General features: G+C 35.7%; 16 protein-coding genes. 6 read left to right on the top strand and 10 right to left on the bottom strand.

All coding sequences use genetic code 11. The annotated features are described in order from the left end of the window. Positions 1–8: 8 nt before the first annotated feature. The 7 genes from PVV68_RS04460 to PVV68_RS04430 all read right to left on the bottom strand — a co-directional run bounded on the left by PVV68_RS04460 (position 9) and on the right by PVV68_RS04430 (position 9,846). Positions 9–2,900 (bottom strand): EAL domain-containing protein, encoded by a 2,892-nt coding sequence (locus PVV68_RS04460; RefSeq protein ID WP_273720746.1) that lies wholly within the window; start codon positions 2,898–2,900, stop codon positions 9–11. Between the two features lie 447 nt (positions 2,901–3,347). Beyond that, positions 3,348–4,622, bottom strand: a complete 1,275-nt coding sequence (locus tag PVV68_RS04455; RefSeq protein ID WP_273720745.1) for a pitrilysin family protein — start codon at positions 4,620–4,622, stop codon at positions 3,348–3,350. Positions 4,623–4,705: 83 nt separating this feature from the next. Beyond that, on the bottom strand, positions 4,706–6,103 hold the full coding sequence (thrC, locus tag PVV68_RS04450) for a threonine synthase (protein WP_273720744.1): 1,398 nt from the start codon (positions 6,101–6,103) through the stop codon (positions 4,706–4,708). A 631-nt stretch (positions 6,104–6,734) separates the two neighbouring features. Next, positions 6,735–7,106 carry a hypothetical protein gene (locus PVV68_RS04445; RefSeq protein ID WP_273782682.1) on the bottom strand — a complete coding sequence of 124 codons (372 nt, stop codon included), beginning with the start codon at positions 7,104–7,106 and terminating at the stop codon, positions 6,735–6,737. A 169-nt stretch (positions 7,107–7,275) separates the two neighbouring features. After that, a complete protein-coding gene (locus tag PVV68_RS04440) occupies positions 7,276–7,635 on the bottom strand; it encodes a hypothetical protein (RefSeq protein WP_273720742.1) in 360 nt (119 codons plus the stop codon). 192 nt (positions 7,636–7,827) lie between these two features. After that, positions 7,828–8,169 carry a hypothetical protein gene (locus tag PVV68_RS04435; protein WP_273720741.1) on the bottom strand — a complete coding sequence of 114 codons (342 nt, stop codon included), beginning with the start codon at positions 8,167–8,169 and terminating at the stop codon, positions 7,828–7,830. Between the two features lie 981 nt (positions 8,170–9,150). Further along, entirely contained in the window at positions 9,151–9,846 is a 696-nt protein-coding gene (locus tag PVV68_RS04430) for an HAD family phosphatase (RefSeq protein WP_273720740.1), read from the bottom strand. Positions 9,847–10,222: 376 nt separating this feature from the next. Between PVV68_RS04430 and PVV68_RS04425 the strand changes: the two genes are divergently transcribed. Then, positions 10,223–11,311 carry a site-specific DNA-methyltransferase gene (locus PVV68_RS04425; protein WP_404978434.1) on the top strand — a complete coding sequence of 363 codons (1,089 nt, stop codon included), beginning with the start codon at positions 10,223–10,225 and terminating at the stop codon, positions 11,309–11,311. Between the two features lie 403 nt (positions 11,312–11,714). On the opposite strand, the gene mutY is transcribed toward PVV68_RS04425, so the two are convergent. Then, a complete protein-coding gene (mutY, locus tag PVV68_RS04420) occupies positions 11,715–12,773 on the bottom strand; it encodes an A/G-specific adenine glycosylase (RefSeq protein WP_273782681.1) in 1,059 nt (352 codons plus the stop codon). 211 nt (positions 12,774–12,984) lie between these two features. Here mutY and PVV68_RS04415 point away from each other — a divergent pair, with 211 nt between their 5' ends. The 3 genes from PVV68_RS04415 (at position 12,985) to ppdK (ending at position 17,071) form a co-directional block, all read left to right on the top strand. After that, positions 12,985–13,482, top strand: a complete 498-nt coding sequence (locus PVV68_RS04415; protein ID WP_273720737.1) for a DUF721 domain-containing protein — start codon at positions 12,985–12,987, stop codon at positions 13,480–13,482. An 83-nt stretch (positions 13,483–13,565) separates the two neighbouring features. Then, positions 13,566–14,222, top strand: coding sequence for a DsbA family protein (locus PVV68_RS04410; RefSeq protein ID WP_273720736.1), 657 nt, complete (start codon positions 13,566–13,568; stop codon positions 14,220–14,222). Positions 14,223–14,404: 182 nt separating this feature from the next. Continuing rightward, positions 14,405–17,071: a pyruvate, phosphate dikinase gene (ppdK, locus tag PVV68_RS04405; protein ID WP_273720735.1), complete on the top strand. Its 2,667-nt coding sequence runs from the start codon at positions 14,405–14,407 to the stop codon at positions 17,069–17,071. 429 nt (positions 17,072–17,500) lie between these two features. Here ppdK and PVV68_RS04400 read toward each other — a convergent pair whose 3' ends face one another. After that, on the bottom strand, positions 17,501–18,337 hold the full coding sequence (locus PVV68_RS04400) for a peptidoglycan-binding protein (RefSeq protein ID WP_273782680.1): 837 nt from the start codon (positions 18,335–18,337) through the stop codon (positions 17,501–17,503). Positions 18,338–19,277: 940 nt separating this feature from the next. On the opposite strand from PVV68_RS04400, the gene PVV68_RS04395 reads away from it, so the two are divergent. After that, positions 19,278–19,655: a DUF5330 domain-containing protein gene (locus PVV68_RS04395; protein WP_273720733.1), complete on the top strand. Its 378-nt coding sequence runs from the start codon at positions 19,278–19,280 to the stop codon at positions 19,653–19,655. 117 nt (positions 19,656–19,772) lie between these two features. Beyond that, positions 19,773–20,183 carry a SufE family protein gene (locus PVV68_RS04390; RefSeq protein ID WP_273720732.1) on the top strand — a complete coding sequence of 137 codons (411 nt, stop codon included), beginning with the start codon at positions 19,773–19,775 and terminating at the stop codon, positions 20,181–20,183. Between the two features lie 88 nt (positions 20,184–20,271). Here the strand turns inward: PVV68_RS04390 and PVV68_RS04385 are convergent, their stop codons facing one another. Then, entirely contained in the window at positions 20,272–20,721 is a 450-nt protein-coding gene (locus PVV68_RS04385; protein ID WP_273720731.1) for a MucR family transcriptional regulator, read from the bottom strand. Positions 20,722–21,077 lie beyond the last annotated feature (356 nt).

The following is a 21,077-nucleotide window of genomic DNA, read 5'->3' as shown; positions in this document are numbered from 1 at the left end:
ACAATGTTCTATACATCATGTTTCATTGTATAAGGGAAATGATTTTGCACCAGAGTAATTAATTCTTCGATGGCAATTGGCTTAGTAATCAGTGTGCTTTGAACGTATTTACAACCTTCTTGGCGTAGGAAGAGTGCTTCTTTTTCATTTTCAACACCTTCTGCGATGATCTGCAAATTAAGATCAGTTGCCATATTAATAATAGATTTGAGAACAAGCTTCTTCTTAACAGAATCGATTGAGATCAGTGAACGATCTAATTTCACCATGTCGAATGGATAACGCACAAGATAAGCAAGTGATGAATAACCTGTTCCAAAATTGTCGAGTGCAAGATTCATTCCAAGAGCTTTAATTTGTTCAAGAAAATGAGCTGATTGTTCAGGATTTTTTCTTAAAACGAATTCGGATATTTCTATCATCAAAGCGCCTTTGTTCAGGGGGTGACGAAGCAGAGCAGAGCGCAATTGACTGATGACGCGAGGATGAACCATTTCCGTGCTTGGTAAATTGATGGAAATAAAGAAAGATTGTTGAGAAAATTTTTCTTGTACATTGGTAAGATCAATAACAACATTATCAATGATAAATTGTGCCAAATCCATAACGATTTGTTCATTTTCTACAATCTTGATAAAATCAGAGACATTGAGAGTTCCATAATTGGGATGATGCCATTCTACAATTGTTTCAAAACCAATAATGTGTCCATCTGATAAATTAAGGATAGGATGATAGAGGATTTTTATTTCATCACGTTTTATGGCATAATGAATACCTTTCGCCATTGTGTTATATTCAATGCCTAGTGTGCGAAAATTGGGACGAAAAGGTTCAATATGATTACCACCCATTTGTTTTGCATGAATCATTGCCAGTTCGCTATCATTTAAAATATCTTTAGCGGTTGATCGACTTTCACTCCATGTGACCAAACCAATTGATGTTGAAAGCGTTATTTGTTTTTCCGTAAGTGAAATAGGTGCTGAGATTGTTTTATGCAGATGATCCGCAAAGGCTGCAATTTTCTGTGGCTCAGTTTCACTGAGTAAAATGATTGCAAAACGGTCTGCAGAAAGACGTGATAAAGTATCTTGAAAATGAATAAGGCGGCTTAAACGACGTGCTATGATAAGCAGTACAGTGTCACCAACCGCTATGCCTAATTTGCGATTAATTTGGCGGAAATTATCAAAGTCAATCATAAAGACGGTTGGTCTAATTTTGATATTTGCTTTAGCCAAAGAGGTATAGTTTTGTAGTCTGTCGAAAAAAATTTGTTGGTTAGGCAGTCCCGTTAAGCTGTCATGAATAGCATCATGCAATAAGCGTTCTTCGGCTTTTTTGTGGTTGGTAATATTGACAATAGTCCCAATGACACGTGTAATTTTTCCATCTTTTTGCATAGCAGGGCGTGCGCGAAGGGAAAACCAATGGTAATAGCCACCACCAGAAGACAGTCGAAAAATTTGATCAATACGTCCTTTTTTATTTTTAAGAATAATATCCAAGACAGCTTGAAAGCGTTCACGATCATCGTGGTGCAAGGCTGATATCCAATTACGCATAGGACCATTGAGTTTATGGGTTTCAATTCCAAAAAGGGTTGTCATATTTGGGTGTACGACAATACGATCACGCTCAACATTCCAATCCCAAATAATATTTCCAGCTCCTTTTGCGGCAAGCACTTGTTGCTCAAGGTCGGAAAATATTCCTTCATGGAAAGCATCATTGGAAAAAGTTTGTTGCAAGACAGTAAAGCTGATAAGAAGTACAATGAGCACTAATCCTCCAGCAAGTGCTGGCTGAATAATATCGTTGTTTAAATATCCTGCAATGCAGGCATAAGCTCCTACACACCAAAAGCTAATGAGCAGCCATGTTGGGATAAGCATGATGGCGCGGTCATAGTTTCGGAGTGAAAAATAGCTGATTAAAATGATACCAAGCACAGCGGTGAGGCCACATGACAGGCGGGCGATACCCGCTGCTCTGGTTGGATCATAAATGGCAAATGCTCCAAGACCACAAAAAGCGATAGTCCATACAATCGCACCATAACTAAAGTGATAGTGCCAACGGTTAAGACATAGATAGGTAAAAAGAAAAATAAAGAGTGTAGCAGCAAGTGCTACTTCTGTAGCAGCACGCCAGATTGGTTGCGTTGTGAGCGTCACGGCAAAGAATTTATTTAAAAAGTTAAAGTCGATGCCAATATAAAAAAGTACTGCCCAAGCAACAGCCGCTGTTGCGGGAAAAAGTCCTGTTCCACGAACAACGAAAAGAACAGTTAACAAAAGAGCTAAAAGACCGGATATGCCAAGAAGAATACCATGATAAAGCGTATAAGAATTAATGGCATCCTTATAGGTTTCAGGTTGCCATAAATAGATTTGCGGTAGATTTACAGAGTTAAGTTCTGCAACAAATGTAACGACAGCACCCGGGTTAAGGGTAATACGAAAGATATCAGAGTTTGCACTAGACTGGCGGTCGAGAGAAAATCCTTCACTTGGAGTGATGGATTGAATTCGTGCTGATCCAAGGTCTGGCCAAAGAAAGCCTGAATGAGCCATGCGATAATGGGGAGCGACGATAAGACGGTCGATTTGTTCATCCGTTGGGTTTGCAAGAGAAAATACCGCCCAGTTTCCAGAAAATTTTTCACTTTTTGCCTGCACTTCAATACGCCATACGATACCATCTGGTCCTGGTGCTGTACTGGTTTGAAAGATAGAACTATTTGTATGGTAGATTTCGATTGCTTTTGAAAGGTCAAGAGCAGCATCTTGAGGAGAAATTTTAACGGGCTCAATTGCTTGTGCTGACGTAAGGTGGACAAAAGAACTGATGACGATAATGAAAATGATGTCAATGATTTTACGCAAACTCTTCACAATGTCCCACTCTCAAATATTTTAGGATATTTCATTTTAAATTAGATTTTCGAGAAAAAACATCCACCTTTTATCATTTGTGTTACATAATAAGCGGTTATTATTTCTTTTGAAAGTTGTACTATTTGATACAAAAACAAATTCCCACCTGTTTGCTTCAATGAAGTTTGAAGTCGATAGCAATTTACATTTTTGTAGGGCAAAATTAAGCTATGAGTTGTCAAATTTCATAGATATACTTCTGCTTATCAAATACTTTATCACATGAAGTGGGGATTGGGTAGTTTGGTACAGCTTTTTGATAAATATTTCCCAAACTTATTTAGCAAAAAGAGTTTTTGTGAAAATTTTTTAACATAAAATCTGTGTATGTTATTATACTGCTGCTTTTAAAAGTAATTTTCTATATATCTCATATGTGCGAACACATTGAGAATATTTTTAATCTTACTTTATTTTGCAGGAAAGAATTGATGTTAAATCATCAAAATTCATGATGGGTCCAACGGGACCTACAGCGGCTAATGTTGGAGTGGAATTGATAAAAAGGCGATGTGCTAGATCAGTTAATCTTGCAAGAGTAATGAGATCTAAACGTTCAATTGTTTCGGATATAGGAATTGGTCGACCGTAAAGAAGCATTTGACGGGCAATAAGATGTGCTTGACTGGATGGATTTTCCTGCGACATGGTAAGGTTTGCACGATATTGCGCTTGTGCACGTTGGAGTTCATTGGCATGAATATTTTTTCCTGCCTGAGAGAGCTCATCAAGAATTACGGGAAGCAGTTCTTTAAGCCCTTTTTGTCCCGTGGCAGCATGAATGCCAAACAGTCCAGTATCTGAAAATCCCCAATGAAAAGCATAAATAGAATAGCACAATCCACGTTTTTCTCTTACTTCTTGGAAAAGACGTGAGGACATGCCACCGCCAAGAATAATGGAAAGAATTTGGGTAGCATAAAAGTCGCGTGCATGATAAGCACGCCCTTCAAACCCTAGAACAATTTGTGTATCCATTAAATCGCGATATTCGCGAAAGTCACCGCCAACGTAATTGGCAAGGTTTGTAAGAGGGGCTGTTGAATGAGGGCGAAAAGTACTAAGGCGGCTTTCAACTTCTCGCAAGAAATTTTCGTGCTGCACAGCTCCTGCTGCCACAATGATCATACGGTCTGCACTGTATTGTTTATTCATAAAATTATGAAGGTCAGCAGAGGTAAATGATTGAATTGTTCCTGGTGTTCCTAAAATCGAGCGCCCAACCGATTGGTGACGAAAGGCTGTTTCAGTAAAGTAGTCAAAAACAATATCATCAGGAACATCATGAGCGGCACCAATTTCTTGAAGGATAACTTGTTTTTCTCGTTCTAATTCCTCTTCGTCAAATTTTGAATGCATCAAAATATCAGCGAGAATATCAATAGCAAGTGGGATATCGCCTTTGAGAACGCGGACAAAATAGGCTGTTGTTTCGGTGCTGGTTGTGGCATTAATTTCGCCACCAACATCTTCAATATCGCTTGCAATTTGGAAAGCTGTACGATTTTCCGTTCCTTTGAAAGCCATATGTTCAAGAAGATGGGCGATACCGTGTTGTGTGAAGGACTCATTGCGTGAGCCAACTTTCACCCATATCCCGAGTGCTACACTCTCAATTTGTTGCATTGTATGTGTGGCGATAGTCAAACCATTACTAAGGCGACTGATATCTACACCCATGTGTTCACTACTCCATTAAACAGGACCAATACCGCATTTTAAGAGTATTGGAATATTGTTGATTTGAATTAATGCAGCTAAATTTAATAAGATGCACGCGATTTAAGAGAAATGTAATCTTTTATTATTTTTTCATCATTAGCAAGACCTATAAAATGTTCTTCGCGTTCCATTAAATCATTGAGACAAGGAGGTTGAGGGACATTGAGTCCACAGGAATTTTTGATAGCATCAGGAAATTTAGCAGGATGTGCGGTAGCAAGAACGATCATTGGAATATGGGGTTGTTTATTTTCGCGTGCCACTTTAAGCGCAACAGCTGTATGTGGATCAATGAGATAACCACTTTGCTTATAAACACTATCAATTGTTTGTGCTGTTTCCGTTATACTACTTTTCCCAGCAGAAAAAAGAGAACGAATATTTTTAAGCTGCTTTTCGTTAAGATTAAAATATCCTGTTTTTTTCAAGTTTTCCATTGCATTGCGAATCCACAATGGATCACGTTCACCACTCTCAAACAGTAAACGTTCAAAATTAGAAGAGACTTGAATATCCATAGAAGGTGATGTTGTGTGGGTTATTGGTTGTATTTCATAAGTACCACTGGTTAATGTGCGCACAAGAATATCATTATCATTTGTTGCAATGATGAGTTTGGCAATGGGTAATCCCATACGAGCAGCAACATAACCTGCAAAAATATCACCGAAGTTTCCAGTAGGAACAGTAAAGGAGACAGCTCTATCTGGAGCACCTAAGGAAAGTGCAGATGAAAAATAATAAACAATTTGCGCTATAATACGCGCCCAATTTATGGAATTAACTCCTGAAAGTGCTTTTTTTTGTCGGAAATTATGGTCATTAAACATTGCTTTGACGAGCGCTTGGCAATCATCAAAATTTCCTTCAATGGCGATGGCATGAATATTGGTACTTTGATTGGTTGTCATTTGCCTTTGTTGAACGGGTGATACGCATCCTTTGGGAAATAAAATAAAAACATCTGAGTTTTCGCTTCCTGCAAATGCTTGTATCGCAGCACCTCCTGTATCACCTGATGTGGCAGCGATAATTGTTGCGTGTTTCTTTTTTTTAGTCAGAATGTTATCTATTAGTCGAGAAAGAAACTGCATTGCAACATCTTTAAATGCTAAAGTAGGGCCGTGAAAAAGCTCAAGGATGAATTCATCTGTTCCAGTTTGTCGTAACGGACAGATGGCTGGATGACGAAAGACAGCATAAGATTCAGCAATCATCTTTTCAAAAGAATTATATTCAATTTCGTTATTCACAAAAGGCCAAAGAATGGTTTTAGCAATTGTCGCATAGGATTGACCACGAAGCGCTCGTAATGCATCAAATGATAATTGAGGAAATTTTTCTGGAAGATAAAGCCCTCCATCACTAGCCAGTCCAGTCATGATAGTTTCAGTAAAGCCTAAAGCAGGAGCCTCACCTCTCGTGCTGATATATTTCATAGGTTTTTTTCCTTCGTTTAGTCCCAAAAATTTGGTAGATTTATTTATTTCATGTTTTTAATAATATTTAAATTATGAAATGAATAGAAGTGTGTTTTCTTATTTTTATAAACAACTCAGTAGAACTCGCTTTTTCGAATATTGAGACATAATACATTGAATATTCATAAAATTTTTTCATGGACGAGAAATATTTTTCTATTTTCCTTCGCTTGTTTTGTAGTTCATACTTACCATCACACTTACCAGCATAAGATCAATATTTAGGTAACCGTTCATCGAGAACGTGTCTTGCCAAAACGCAATTGTTCTTAAGTATTGTTTATTCTTACTTTAATTAACAATTTATATGAAATTAATTTTTTAAAAGAGTATCTTATGATTTATCTTGGAAAATTTATGAGGTAATTTCATGGCGTTCTATACATAAATTATACATCTAGAGCAATTTTTGTTCCATCTCAAGATCAGTTTTCAGTTTAGAAGGGATTATTTACTCCACCATATTATTCGTAAGAGGTTAGATTATACATAGAAAGCACAAAAACAGTCTGCCTACTATTTATAATAAGACAGACTGCAATTTAATTGCTACTTTGAAAGTAGAGAAAAGTAAGCAAATAACTTTTTCTTATTTAGCTTTAGTTATACCTACTGCCCATCCGATTATCGCACTCAATACGGACATAAGAAGTCCGGTTACAAAACCCACACCAAGAGCTCCTGTTGTCGTTAAAAATCCCAACGTAATAGGCTCAAAAACCTTTTCTATTTTTCCTTCAAAAGTAACTTCATTTTTTGTTTCATGAAATGCATTTGGTGCAGAGAAGAGAGAGGCAATATTGACAGCTTTTTTCTTTCCTTGTTCCATGACAGCAACAGCAATATTTTCTCTCTGACGATCACTTTTGAAATGATTTGCATGAGTATTTACAACGTGTGAAAGAAAAAAAGCAGCTGCTATAAAAACACTTAGTAAGTTATTTTTAACTATTTTGATCATAACTTTACCTCAATTTATATTTTTATTAAATACAATATAATACAATCGTAAGGGAATTAATTTAAAGAAAAATTATATAAATGATTTTTAAATATTTTAATTTTTATTATAGATAATTAATGAATAGATAGATTATCTATTTCTTACGATTTATACTAAAATTTTGATTTTAACGAGATGATTTAAAAATCATTACTATTTTTTTTATAATCCATCCTAAGAGCAATCCCACTGTACCTGATGCATAACCAAGTGCAATTCCAATCCCAAAGGTTCCTATTGTAACGGGTTCAAGGACTTTTTCAATTTTGATCTCAACATTATCTTTATTTTTTATTTTATGATTTGAATTTAGAAAATCAAATGCAATGATACGGGGCGCTTTATTTTTTCCCATTACACAATGAGCACTCTCTTCTTTTTGAGAGATATTTTTTAGATAATTTGCATGAACATTTATAATTTGTGAAAGGAAAAAAACTGTTACGATAAAAATATTTAATATGTAATTTTTAAACATTTTTGTCATAATTTTACCTCAAATACATTCTATCCTCACAACTGATAGGGCAATCTATCAGTATCATAGTGAATACAGAGGATAGAATGTCTTTCTTAGTGTTTTGCTATTTAGAGTGAGAAAAATTACTCTATTATGTATTTTATGAATCTCTATAAAAACATAATAAATCTTTTTTCTGAGGCTTAATCATAGGAATTTTTATTTAAAGATAGAGACTATATCCTTTATCCATCCTATTACTGAAGTGATGCTGCTTAATACAAATCCACCTAGCATGACTGCTGCTGCGATAGTCATGGGCTCCACTACCTTTTCAAATTTTCCTTCGCTGGCGGTTTCAGTCGTCGTGCTGTAGCTTACTGCCGGAACATGGAGAGCAGCCATGCGAATTGCTGTAGATGTTGTATCGTTCACTTGTTCCATTGCATAATTTGCTACTTCCTCTTCATGAGGAGCATTTCTTAAATGACTTGCGTTTACATTTACAGCTTGTGAAAGAAAAAAAGTAGCCGCAATAAGAATATTGAATACTTTTACCATATTTTTTTACCTCAAATACTTTTTACTATCATAGATACGAATAGAGAAATGCATCTGAAGATGTCTGCTATGTATAGCACAATGAATACAAAGCGTAATCACAGATTGCACCATCTGTAGTTCTATAATTCATTATGAATTTATAGTCAATAAAAAAATAATCATTTTGTGCTTTTTACTATAAGAGCATAAGCAATTTGTAAGTTGAATTTTATTTAAGATAATTATGTATAAACTTTACTAAATACATATTATTATTTAAAGTGATATAAATTATAAAAAAACTTCATTTTGAACCATTTAGATAGAATATCTATTATGTTTTTTTATCAGTTAAAATTTTAGAAATATTTTTTCACTTACACTAATTACATATAAGTTGATATAATCAAACTATACTATTATAATATAAATTATATCGTATAATAAATGAATTTTGATGATCATTTATAAAATTGATTTTGTAAGACATATTGCAAAATAGCTAATAGTAAACTTATTTATTATCATTTATTATTCAATATGTATTAAATGTAGATATAAAAAATTTTTATATGATTTTAAAAAAAATATATTATTTTAAATAAAATGCTATTTTTTGATGAAATTTTCTTCACTATGATGTTTTTTAATGAAATGTATTATAAAATCTGTGTTTATATTATCTAAATTTATGTTTAGTTATACTATTATAAGGGAAGAGTTCATTTTTAATTCTATCAATGATATTTTATTGTAGATATGTAGCAAAGTGTGTAGTTTTTATACACAATAAACAGAATGCATATTGAGTAGAGATAAGTTTTCATAAATTATGACAATGTTACACACGAGTTATTTAGAGACACACGAGTCATTTATCAGATTTAACCAATGGGGTTATATCTTAGCTTTTGTAGATATGCCTTAACAGAGGTAAAAACATATTGATAAAAAGGTTATGGAGAGAGTTTATTCACTGAGGTATGTTTACGCGATGTTTTATGATAGATCTTGCCATACTGCCATTGCCTCTAAAACTTCTCCTAAATGAATATGTTGGGTGATAACTGTTTCAGCACCAGCTTCTGCAAGTGCATTAGAGTGGCCAAGATAACTGTGTGATCCTCCTGAAAAACCAATGATACGCATGCCTGCTGCTGATGCAGCATGGACGCCATGCAGTGAATCTTCTATAACAATAGTGTTTTCTGGCTTTGCATGTAATTGTTGTGCGGCAAAAAGAAAAACATCAGGGGCGGGTTTTGTTCTTTTTGTTCCAACTTCAGGGGCAGAAAATATTTTATCATGAAAAAGATCGTAGAGATCAACGGCAGTGAGCATCTCTTTTATATCTTTACTTTTTGCATTAGAGCAGATGCAGTAGGGATAGCGAGTTTTAATGATTTCTACTGCTTCTCTTACGCCATCGATAGCACGTAGTTCAGTTTTTATTTGTGCTCGAAAAAGATTTGACATTTGATCTATGAGTTGAGCAGAAATTGGTTTTTCTGTTTCCTGTTCAATTTGTTGAAGAATATCGCGAAAGATAAGTCCAGCATAACGCTTACTCAATTCTTCAGGCGATATTTCATATCCTGTTTGTTTCAGTAACTGAGATCCAATTTTTGCTGCGAGATATTCAGAGTCTACGAGAACTCCATCACAATCAAAAATAATGAGATCTATCTGAGGCATGAGAGCTTCCTTTACATCCAATTGATAGCTTGAAAATTTTTATGAAAATACCATTGAGAAGACTTTATTTCATAAAAATATACTTTGAAAGTGATTCTTATTCCTTTCATGTAGAAAAAATATGGGAGTCGTGCATTGAAGGGAAGAAAAGAGGGACTTGTCAATGAGAAATCTCTTTACTTTTCTTAAAAAAACAAAAATGCGTATCAATTTTTTAGAAGTTTAACGATACGTTTACTCTATTTTGTAAATATACACTGATAATGCGGGCCTATAAACCATTTTGATTGATTATAGGGTAAATTCAGTTCATTTTGTTGGGTTTTTCATGACAGTTATTCATCTTCAAAAAGATTTCATTCGTACACCCTCACAGATGCCATGGCGCAATAAAATTTTCAAAGGAGATTGTGTTGCAGTACTAGAAAAACTTCCAAAACATTCAGTTGATATGATTTTTGCGGATCCTCCTTATAATTTGCAATTGGATGGTGCGCTCTATCGTCCGGATCATTCACTTGTTGATGCAGTTGATGACGCATGGGACCAGTTTGAAAGTTTTGCTGCTTATGATGCTTTTACGCGTGCATGGTTGCTTGCTTGTCGTCGTGTATTAAAACCCAATGGGACGCTTTGGGTTATAGGATCTTACCATAATATTTTTCGGGTTGGTACGGCATTACAGGATTTAGGTTTTTGGGTGCTTAATGATATCATTTGGCGCAAAAATAATCCCATGCCTAATTTTCGGGGACGTCGCTTTCAAAATGCTCATGAGACGCTGATTTGGGCTGTTCGAGATCAAAAGGATAAAAAATACACATTTAATTATGATGCTTTAAAAGCTGCCAATGAAGATCTACAAATGCGTTCAGATTGGCTTTTCCCTCTCTGCACGGGAGCTGAACGTTTAAAAGATCAGGCAGGGCGGAAATTGCATCCAACACAAAAACCACAAGCATTATTAGCTCGTATTATTATGGCTTCTAGTAAGCCTGGTGATGTTATTCTTGATCCGTTTTTCGGTTCGGGAACAACAGGCGCTGTGGCCAAACTTTTGGGACGTGATTTTGTGGGTATTGAACGTGAGCAGGATTATATTGATGCGGCGTGTGAAAGGATTGCAGCGATCACACCTTTAGACAAACCAGAATTGGCAATTTTGGATAGAAAAAAAGCCGAACCGCGTGTAGCATTTAACAGTTTGCTTGAAGCAGGTTTACTCTATCCTGGAGAAGTGCTTTATGATCGCAAGAAGCAAGTATCTGCTATTGTAAGAGCTGATGGCACGATCATGCACGGTGGTGAAGCTGGTTCTATTCATGCAATGGGCAGAAAGGCTCAAGATTCGCAAAGCTGTAACGGTTGGACCTTTTGGTATTATGAGGAAAACGGACGGTTGAAACCTATCGATAATTTAAGAATGATCATACGTTCACAGATGTTGAAAACAGGTGTTTTATAAACCGAGCAGGCAATTTTTATTATATTGATTAAGCTCTAAAATGTTACGCTTTTATATTGAGATGATTTGTAAAGAGACGTATCGTTTTTGTTATGCATATATTCATCCTGCTTGTGATGTACAAGCAAGTGTTTTTTTAATTTTTCTAGTAGGCGGATGATATTATTCTTGACCCCGTTTGCAGTTCGAAAATAACAGGTGTTATTGCTAAACTTCTGAAACGTGACTCTGTAGATACTGAACGCGAGCAAGGCTACATGATAATTTGAAATGAGAAATGTTCACTATATTTGAGGTTCTCATTCAAGGAACAAAATGACAGAGTATCATTATAAATCAATGATTTTTATAAAACAAAACACGACGTATTGAATTGAAAAATTCGTTTTTACGCGTGATGGAATTATTTTAATCTAAAGGAATGGGGAATCGCTACGGAAATGGCTTTTTTCATAACAGTAGGAAGTGCTTCTTCGGCAAGATTTTGGATATCGCACCACCAGCCATTTTCACGGTTCATTTTGTGGACACTATGAGTATAATAAACATCGAGTTTCAGAGAAAAGTGGGTAAAGACATGTGTAATTTGTCCTTTAAATTGCCAGTTGGCGGTGAAGGGGGCATTTTGCAGACCGTTTTCGTTGTTCTTTCCAATATTATTAGGAATTTGTGTCATTCCACCAAGGAGTTTTTTGCCTTGTCGTTTTTCCAGATATATTTGTCTATTTTCATTAAGAACAACAAAAGCAGCGCCAGTTTTTGAAGGGCGCTCTTTTTTAGGCTCTTTAACTGGAAAAGCTTCAGTTCTTTGCATTTTTGCTGCTTGGCAAAAAGTGTAAAGAGGGCAGAGGCAACAAGACGGTTTACGTGGTGTACAAATGGTTGCTCCCAGATCCATCATTGCTTGAGCAAAGTCACCAGGGCGCTTTAAAGCAGTAATTTCTTGTGTTTTTTCTTTGATTTCAGCTTTTGCTTTTGGCAATAGTGAAGCAATAGCAAAAAGGCGGGTTACCACGCGCTCGACATTACTATCAACCACTGCTACGGGATGATTAAAAGCAATTGCAGCAATGGCTGCGGCAGTATAGTCTCCAATACCTGATAGAGTACGCAATGCTTTTATAGATTGTGGAAACTGTCCTCCATAGTTTTCCACAAGCTGCTTAGCGCAATTGCTAAGATTTCGTGCGCGTGAATAATATCCAAGTCCAGCCCATGCTTTCATGATATCATCTTGTGGGGCTTTCGCTAAAGAAGAAAGGTTAGGCCAAAGTTTCACAAATTTTTGAAAATAAGGTTTTACAGCTTCAACAGTTGTTTGTTGAAGCATAATTTCAGAAAGCCAAACGCGATAAGGATCAGGGCGAATACCTTGAGTTTGTTGCGTAGGGGTAATACGCCATGGCAAATGCCGGTGCTTTTTATCGTACCAAGAGAGAAGGTGCAAAGAAATCTCATGCATGATTTTTTTTCAACCACAGGGAGATATAAAATGCAAAAGAAAAAAGCATGTGCTTTGCAATTCATATTCCATTTTGCCTCTTTAGTTATAGAAATTTTGGTTAGGTGAGAATTGGAATTTTTAAATATTGGATGAAATGTTTTGGGAAATAGTTTTGAGATAAAAGAATTTTTTGTAATTGAGTACATTGCTGAATATGTAATCTAGGGAAATGAGCAAACAATTTAAAAAACGCCATTTTTATTCTCTTTCTGAGACGGTATCCAAAATGCTTGATCCGGTTTTACGTAAACGGACAGGGTTGAATGTTGCGCTTATAGAGCATTGGCCACAGATTGTAGGTTATGATATGAGTGAACATACAATGCCGCTTAAAATTATTTGGAAATGTCATGCGGTTCAAGATGAAGTTTTTCAACCAGCAACACTTGTTATAGCATGTGAAGGATTCGCAGCATTAAAATTAATGCACGAAACAAAAGAGTTGCTTCATAGAATTAATGTTTTTTTTGGCTATATTGCTATTGATCGTATCAAGATTGAGCAAAGATCTGTATCTGTTCTAGCAAATCACTTAACGTTGAAATCAAATCTGAATGAAAAGGACAAAAAACATATAGCCAAAATGCTTGAGAAAGTTGAAAATGAGAGTTTACGTCAATCGCTTTATAAACTTGGCTGTTGCATTTTCGCAGAAAAAAATAAATAATAAGACATTTTATATATTTTCTTTTAATATACGAGAGAGTATTGGATTCTTATTCGTTTAATAACAACAGAAAAGTATTATTTATGATAGCCTATCGTTCTTTTTTGTCTTTCTGGATAATTTTTTTCTTAACGATAACTGTACAAACCAGTGCAACGATCACGTTAGCGAGTGGTGCTAAACTCGTTTCAACTGTTGATATGGCTGAAGTCCTTCAATCGAGAAAAGTGAAGGATCGGTTTGAGGGAGAGGGAGATGCCCCAGTAACAATTGTTGAATATGCCTCGTTGACTTGTGTTCATTGTGCACATTTTTATAATGATGTACTTCCAGAAATTCGTAAAAAATATATAAAAACAGGAAAAGTAAAACTTATTTTTCGAGAATATGCTTTTGATCCCCGAGCAACAGCAGGCTTTATGTTGGCGCGATGTGTACCAGAAGATCGCTATTTTCCTTTGATAGAAGTTTTATTTCAAAAACAAGAGGAGTGGGTTTGGGTAAAAGATGCTCTAACACCATTAAAGGCCATTAGCCTCATGGCAGGTTTTATAGATGAGAGTTTTACTTCTTGTCTAAAAAATCAGACTATTTTAGATGAAGTGAATGCATCTTATGAGCGTGGTAAAGAGCTTGGTGTTACAGCAACCCCTACTTTTTTTATCAATGGGAATAAGTATGAAGGTATCATGTCGGTAGAAGAGTTTTCTTCGATAATTGATAGTTTTCTTAAAAACTAAATTTTCTCCACGTGAAGAAGGGTATGAGTAGTTATTGTCATTGCCCTTTTGAAAGAATTAGTTTTGTGCATTGATAAAGCGATATTTGCTTTGGTTAGGCTCATGATGAATCGAATCATTGCTTTTAATGGTGAATCTGGAACACATGGTGTTTTTATGCTGATATAAGAGGGACTTGTGGGATGGCAAAATGGGTTTATAGTTTTGGGGATGGCAGTGCAGAAGGAAATGCGAGCGAACGCAATCTTCTTGGTGGCAAAGGGGCTAATTTGGCGGAAATGAGTAATCTTGGTTTGCCTGTACCTCCTGGATTTACTCTTACAACGGAAGTTTGTAATTTTTATTATGCAAATAACAAATCATATCCGGAAGAATTGCAGCAAGTGGTGCAGCAAGCATTAAGACGTGTTGGTGAACTAACAGAGCGTGAATTTGGTAATGAAAAAAAGCCTCTTTTACTCTCTGTGCGCTCAGGGGCTAGGGCTTCAATGCCAGGAATGATGGATACAGTGCTAAACCTTGGCATGAATGATGCGACTGTAAAAGCAATTGCTTTACAAACGAAGAACGAACGTTTTGCTTATGATAGTTATCGTCGTTTTATTCAAATGTATTCTAATGTTGTTTTAGGGTTAGAGCATTCGTATTTTGAAGAGATACTTGATGAGTCAAAAGCGCGTAATGGTTATACTGTTGATACAGAAATGACAGCGGATGATTGGAAGGATGTTATTCTTTCTTATAAGGCATATGTGGAAGAACAGTTAGGGAAGCCTTTTCCGCAAGATCCTGAACAACAGTTGTGGGGGGCGATTGGAGCAGTTTTTTCAAGTTGGATGACAGCACGTGCAGTGACTTACCGCCGTTTACATAATATTCCTGAAAGTTGGGGCACGGCAGTTAATGTGCAAGCGATGGTTTTTGGTAATATGGGGGAAGATTCCGCAACAGGTGTTGCTTTTACACGCAATCCATCAACAGGGCAAAAAGAACTTTATGGTGAATTTCTTGTAGATGCACAGGGTGAAGATGTGGTAGCGGGTATTCGGACTCCCCAAAATATCACAGAAAATGCGCGTATTGTTGCTGGTTCAAATAAGCTATCTTTGGAAAAGATTATGCCAGAGGCTTTTTTGAAGCTATGTCAGATTGCACAAAAGCTGGAGCAGCATTATCAGGACATGCAAGACCTCGAATTTACCATTGAAAAAGGTAAATTATGGATGTTGCAGACGCGTTCAGGAAAACGAACAGCTCGTGCGGCTTTAAAGATGGCGATTGAAATGGTTGAAGAGGGGCTGATAAGCCGTGAAGAGGCGGTGAGGCGCATTGAAGCAAAATCGCTTGATCAACTTCTCCATCCAACACTTGATCCTAAGGCAGAACGTTTTATCATCGCACGTGGTTTACCTGCTTCTCCAGGAGCGGCAACGGGTGAAATTGTTTTTACTTCAGAAGAGGCAGAAAATCTGTCTGCAGAAGGCCGCAAAGTTATTTTGGTACGTGTAGAAACAAGTCCAGAAGATATTCATGGTATGCATGCAGCAGAAGGGATTTTAACGACGCGCGGCGGTATGACAAGTCATGCTGCTGTTGTTGCGCGTGGTATGGGAAAGCCGTGTATTGCTGGTGCTGGTAGTGTGCGAATTGATTATAATACAAACACAATGTTTGCTTCAGGACAAAGTTTTAAAAAGGGTGATATCATTACCATTGATGGTGGAAGTGGAGAAATTTTTAAAGGCAAGGTTGCGATGCTGCAACCTGAGCTTTGTGGAGATTTTGCAAAATTGATGGAGTGGGCTGATGGAATGCGACGTATAAGGGTTCGTGCCAATGCTGAAACACCGTCTGATGCGCGTATGGCGCGTTCTTTTGGAGCTGAAGGTATTGGACTTTGCCGTACGGAACATATGTTTTTTTCTGGTGAACGTATTGTTGCCATGCGTGAAATGATTTTAAGTAATGATGAAAGCGGACGTCGTAAAGCATTAGATAAACTTTTACCTATGCAGCGTTCAGACTTTAGTGAATTGTTTGAAATTATGTCTGGGTTGCCTGTTACTATTCGCTTGCTAGATCCACCATTGCATGAATTCTTACCAAAAACCGATGCAGAAATTCTTGAAGTTGCCACGGCTATGGGTGTTTCTGCTGACGTACTTTCTGAACGTGCACAGCAGTTGCATGAATTTAATCCTATGCTTGGATTACGAGGATGCCGTTTAGCTATTACTTACCCAGAAATTGCACAAATGCAGGCACGAGCTATTTTTGAAGCAGCAGCAGAAGCTGCTCAAAAGTCTGGATCTCCTGTTATACTTGAAATTATGGTGCCGCTTGTTGCGCTTAAAGCTGAGCTTGATTTTGTAAAAGCGCGTATTGATCAGGTAGCTGATGAAGTGATGAAGGAAAAGGGAAGCAATATTCAATATATGGTTGGAACGATGATTGAGCTTCCAAGGGCTGCTCTTCGAGCAGGTGAAATTGCAGAAACTGCGGAGTTTTTTTCATTTGGAACAAATGATTTGACACAAACTACTTTTGGAATTTCACGTGATGATGCTGCTCCTTTTTTGGCAACGTATTTTCAAAAAGGACTTTTAGAACAAGATCCTTTTGTATCCATTGATCGTGATGGAGTAGGAGAGCTTATTGCTACTGCTGTACAGCGTGGTCGTTTACAGCGTGCAAAAATAAAATTGGGAATTTGCGGTGAACACGGAGGTGATCCTGCTTCCATTGCTTTATGCGAAGAGAATGCCCTGGATTATGTATCATGTTCTCCTTTCCGAGTACCAATTGCGCGTTTAGCAGCGGCGCAGGCGGCGATTGCAAAAAAGATGTAAAAGTTTTGAGTTATTTCATTGTGTGATAGTTGTTCTTGCATTTACATGATTCATAAGAGGATATTTACTGCTTTCCTCAATATTTTTATGGATAGGTTCATCCCTCTTGTAACCTGTAAGCAGATGCTTTTTGCTATTTATAATAAAGAGGGATGCTCAGAGAATTCTACTGTATGAGGTGTACTCGTACAGATTTAAAACGATTATTTATCTTTATAAATCAATACGTTAATTTATACATGGAGAATAAATTGTACCTACTCTGCATTTTCTTCTCTAAAAAAGTGGAAGTTTTAGGAATCTATTACGAGTTGTATGTTTGGGAAAGAGGAAAGCATGCCTTTGATAGAATTATGAGAGCAAGCATAGGGTAAAATAATACAGTATCCCATATTTTTAGTATTTGCTTTACAAGATAAGTGTTTACCTTCAATGCAACAAACCAACTTCGCGCATTTTTATCAAAACAACTTGATCAATTTTCCCTGTTATAGGAAGATCAAACATTTTTTGAAATTGTTTTAAGGCTTCTCTCGTTTTTTGATCTTCTATACCTGTGGCAACAACTTCCCTGTTACCGAAAATACGTAAAGCTTTTTGCACTTGTATAATATCTTCCACAAGAGGCTCTAAAACAGTTTTTTTTGAGTGCAGCATATTTTTTGTTTCATTGGCCATTTCCATTTCGCTTTGTTGAATTAATATCGCAATTTCATCTGTTGTAGAGTTGGATAAAAGATTACTTGGCAGTTTCTGAGCCGATTGTTGTTGCCATAATGCTATGGCACGACGTGTTTTAGGACCTTCTAGTCCATCTAAAGGACCATCATAAAGTCCTAGTTTTACTAACTTCTTTTGTATTTTTAATATGTTTTCTGACGTAGAATGCGAAGATGAATTTTTGCGGAGATAGTTTGGAGACACTACAGAAGTAACACGAGAACCTGCATGAAGTTTTGTTTCTTGTTCAGACAAAGTAGAGTTTTTCTCTATCTGTTGAGCATAGGTGAATTTCATTTTAGTGAAGATATCCTGATGCATTGCCATTTGCAAAAATAAAGCGTTAAGTGAAACAAAGCCAAAACTAATGGTAAAAAGACAAGCTCCAATGAAAAACAAAGTATTTTTTCGTGTATAAAAATAAAATGTTTTTGCTATCCAAAAAAGAAAACGACCGCTCATAAGAAAAAGAGTTATAACAATACTACTATAGTGTTTACGCTTTTTCACATTTTTTGTTCTGTGCGTCTTTCGTTTTTTTGTCATTATTTTTATTTTTTATTCCAATTGTGATTGTTTCCTACAGAGAAACAAATATAAATTATTCTCGTGTTATGAGAGGAGATTATATCTCTATCGTTGTTTCTTCCTTACAAATTATTAAAATGAGTAAAATTATCCTGTAAATGTACAAGCTGATAAATTAACTGTAGCTCTCATCCAATTTTCTTAAAGTTTATATTCTATAGCATTTTTAGTACGCATAAAAAAACTCTACTTAAGCGATGCCACTTTTTATACTCATAAATCATATCATTACATAATGTATCAAACTAAAATCTGCTCCGTCATTTCCTCATTTTTCTTGTGCAATATATTGGGCAATATTTGAAATCGAATAAAAACACATTTCCTTATTACTCTGCAGAGCTCATAGCAGTGTGTATCCTCTCTAAATATCTCATATGTACAGGAAGGGTATATTTTAGCGGTGTTATGCACACAATTTCCCAACTTTATATATGTTTGAGTCTAAATTCTCTCTATAAATATTTAATAAATTTTATAGATTTTAACGAAAGTGATTTTTAAAATATCTGTAAGAGAATAGGTTCGCATCTTAATCTTTATAATTTGATAACTGCACTTTTTTATAAAACAAAAAATGGCAACATATTTTGTACAGTATTGTATCTCTCACCTATTATTTGGTTATCACAACATAGTTTTCCTGTTGCATTTGTCTTCATTATATATCATGGAAGTGTAAAATCCCTATTTTCAACGCTTTTTTTGATTGTGCAATTTTGACGTTAATTTTTACATAAAAAGAGAATGCTTCTTATTTTTGTATATCCGCATCATGAATAATGTAAATTTTCTCAACAAATGGTCGGTTTCATAAAATGCTTATTTTATAAATTTTTTATAAAGAAGAAGAATATAGACTGCTATTTCATTTACAGTTACGGTACATTGGTTGCCTATGATACGTTTTTTGATAAAATTGTTATTATTTTTGTTTGTTGTTTTTGTCATCATTTCATTTTTTGTAGCAAAGCCGAGCAATAATCATTCCTCTACGCAAAGAAATAGTGAGACAACAACAAGTGATGTGGTTATTGCTTTTAAGGAAGCTTTGAAGGATTTAGGAAAATTCTGTGATCGTAATATAGAAGCTTGCAAAGTTGGAAAGTCGTTTTTAAGTTCACTTGGTGAACGCGCTTATTATGGTGCGAGAGCAACTTACGAATATTTAGGGGGAATACTGAATAACAAGAATAAAATAGCTCCCTCAGATGTTACTCCTAAGACAGAAAGATGGGAGCCCACGCTAAAACAAAACCTCCAAGCACTCCCTTGAAATACAAATTTTCAATCTTTACCCTTGCTGTTATGCTAAGAAGAATAAGTACTTATGAGCATATCTATCAAGCAATTACATTCAATATGATCATCAAGAGAAGATAGGACTGAAATTATGACAGATACGATCGATGATATTATAGAAAATTTTTCTCTCTTGGATAATTGGGAAGATCGTTATCGTTATGTGATTGAACTTGGCCACGGATTACCGCCTTTTCCTGAAAGTGCCCGAAACGATGCGCATAAAGTGCCTGGTTGTGTGAGCCAAGTATGGCTTTTATCTTCACGTAATAATTCAGAAAATCCAATAATAACGTTTCAAGGTGATTCTGATGCTCATATTGTACGCGGACTTATCTATATTCTTCTTACCTTCTATTCAGGGAAAAAAGCCTCGGAAATTCGCGAGGCTGATGCTGAAGGACTCTTTGCAACACTTGGTTTAAATGAAAATCTTACACCACAACGGTCAAATGGACTTAAATCGATGATTGAACGAATTCGTAATGAAAGTTATGTATAAAAAAGCATCTCGTAGCAAAACCACGCAAAAATTTTCACAAGAAAACATCTGATAAAAACACTTTTCTATACCAGAGGCATCTACTTCTTTATAAAGTGCCCTTACTTGTTTTTTTCCGTTTACTTTTGCGCCCAAGTCCCATTTCTTTTGCTAAAGCTGAGCGTGCTTTTGCATAATTAGGTGCCACCATAGGATAAGAACTGTCCAACTGCCACTTTTCACGATATTCTTCTGGTAACATCCCATAATGTGTCATGAGGTGACGCTTTAAAGATTTAAACTTTTTCCCATCCTCAAGACAGATGAGATAGTCTGGAAAAATCGAACGTTTTGGGTTAACCGCAGGTCTTTGCTTTTCAACTTCAGCTTCTATGAGATCTGCATTCCCCGCTTTACGAAAAGCGGCATGAACATCAGCAATCAAACTTGGCACTTCAGTCGGTCGAATAGAATTATTACTTACGTAGGCAGCAACAATATCAGCAACTAATGTAATAACTAAATTGCTTTCAGTCTCTAAGACTGGATGATGTTCCATTCTTGTTTCCTTTAATTTAAAATCGAGTAATTAAAAACCGAGATACAGCACATATACTCATGATATAGAGATCTCATGCACACAGGCTTCATATTGTACAAAAATCTTTTTTGTCAATTCAATTATTCTATAAAATTGCTAAAACACAAAAAAATCAAATAAATACCCCTTTTTGGTCATAATGTATAATAAGAAGAGCGAATAACGCACCTGTTAGAATATAGATTTATTCTATAAAATTTTACGTATCAAATAAAATATATCATAAAAATATAAATAATATAGCGTAAATTTATGTATTTTATAGAGAGAAAATAAATAAAAATACTAAAATATAACTTTATTTTAGTATTTTT

The organism is Bartonella sp. ML69XJBT (assembly GCF_028618515.1).
In the GTDB taxonomy this organism is placed as follows: Bacteria; Pseudomonadota; Alphaproteobacteria; order Rhizobiales; family Rhizobiaceae; genus Bartonella.
The sequence above is the reverse complement of the archived record's forward strand: the minus strand, read 5'-3'. Positions and strand labels throughout refer to the sequence as shown.

What these genes read in the sequence shown, in the direction of transcription:
- mutY (WP_273782681.1), bottom strand. Translation starts at nt 12,773, where the DNA reads ATGCATGAGATTTCTTTGCACCTTCTCTCTTGGTACGATAAAAAGCAC.
- PVV68_RS04435 (WP_273720741.1), bottom strand. Translation starts at nt 8,169, where the DNA reads ATGGTAAAAGTATTCAATATTCTTATTGCGGCTACTTTTTTTCTTTCA.
- PVV68_RS04415 (WP_273720737.1), top strand. Translation starts at nt 12,985, where the DNA reads ATGAGCAAACAATTTAAAAAACGCCATTTTTATTCTCTTTCTGAGACG.
- PVV68_RS04425 (WP_404978434.1), top strand. Translation starts at nt 10,223, where the DNA reads ATGCCATGGCGCAATAAAATTTTCAAAGGAGATTGTGTTGCAGTACTA.
- PVV68_RS04400 (WP_273782680.1), bottom strand. Translation starts at nt 18,337, where the DNA reads ATGACAAAAAAACGAAAGACGCACAGAACAAAAAATGTGAAAAAGCGT.
- PVV68_RS04390 (WP_273720732.1), top strand. Translation starts at nt 19,773, where the DNA reads ATGACAGATACGATCGATGATATTATAGAAAATTTTTCTCTCTTGGAT.
- PVV68_RS04385 (WP_273720731.1), bottom strand. Translation starts at nt 20,721, where the DNA reads ATGGAACATCATCCAGTCTTAGAGACTGAAAGCAATTTAGTTATTACA.
- PVV68_RS04395 (WP_273720733.1), top strand. Translation starts at nt 19,278, where the DNA reads ATGATACGTTTTTTGATAAAATTGTTATTATTTTTGTTTGTTGTTTTT.
- thrC (WP_273720744.1), bottom strand. Translation starts at nt 6,103, where the DNA reads ATGAAATATATCAGCACGAGAGGTGAGGCTCCTGCTTTAGGCTTTACT.
- PVV68_RS04410 (WP_273720736.1), top strand. Translation starts at nt 13,566, where the DNA reads ATGATAGCCTATCGTTCTTTTTTGTCTTTCTGGATAATTTTTTTCTTA.
- PVV68_RS04455 (WP_273720745.1), bottom strand. Translation starts at nt 4,622, where the DNA reads ATGGGTGTAGATATCAGTCGCCTTAGTAATGGTTTGACTATCGCCACA.
- ppdK (WP_273720735.1), top strand. Translation starts at nt 14,405, where the DNA reads ATGGCAAAATGGGTTTATAGTTTTGGGGATGGCAGTGCAGAAGGAAAT.
- PVV68_RS04430 (WP_273720740.1), bottom strand. Translation starts at nt 9,846, where the DNA reads ATGCCTCAGATAGATCTCATTATTTTTGATTGTGATGGAGTTCTCGTA.
- PVV68_RS04440 (WP_273720742.1), bottom strand. Translation starts at nt 7,635, where the DNA reads ATGACAAAAATGTTTAAAAATTACATATTAAATATTTTTATCGTAACA.
- PVV68_RS04445 (WP_273782682.1), bottom strand. Translation starts at nt 7,106, where the DNA reads ATGATCAAAATAGTTAAAAATAACTTACTAAGTGTTTTTATAGCAGCT.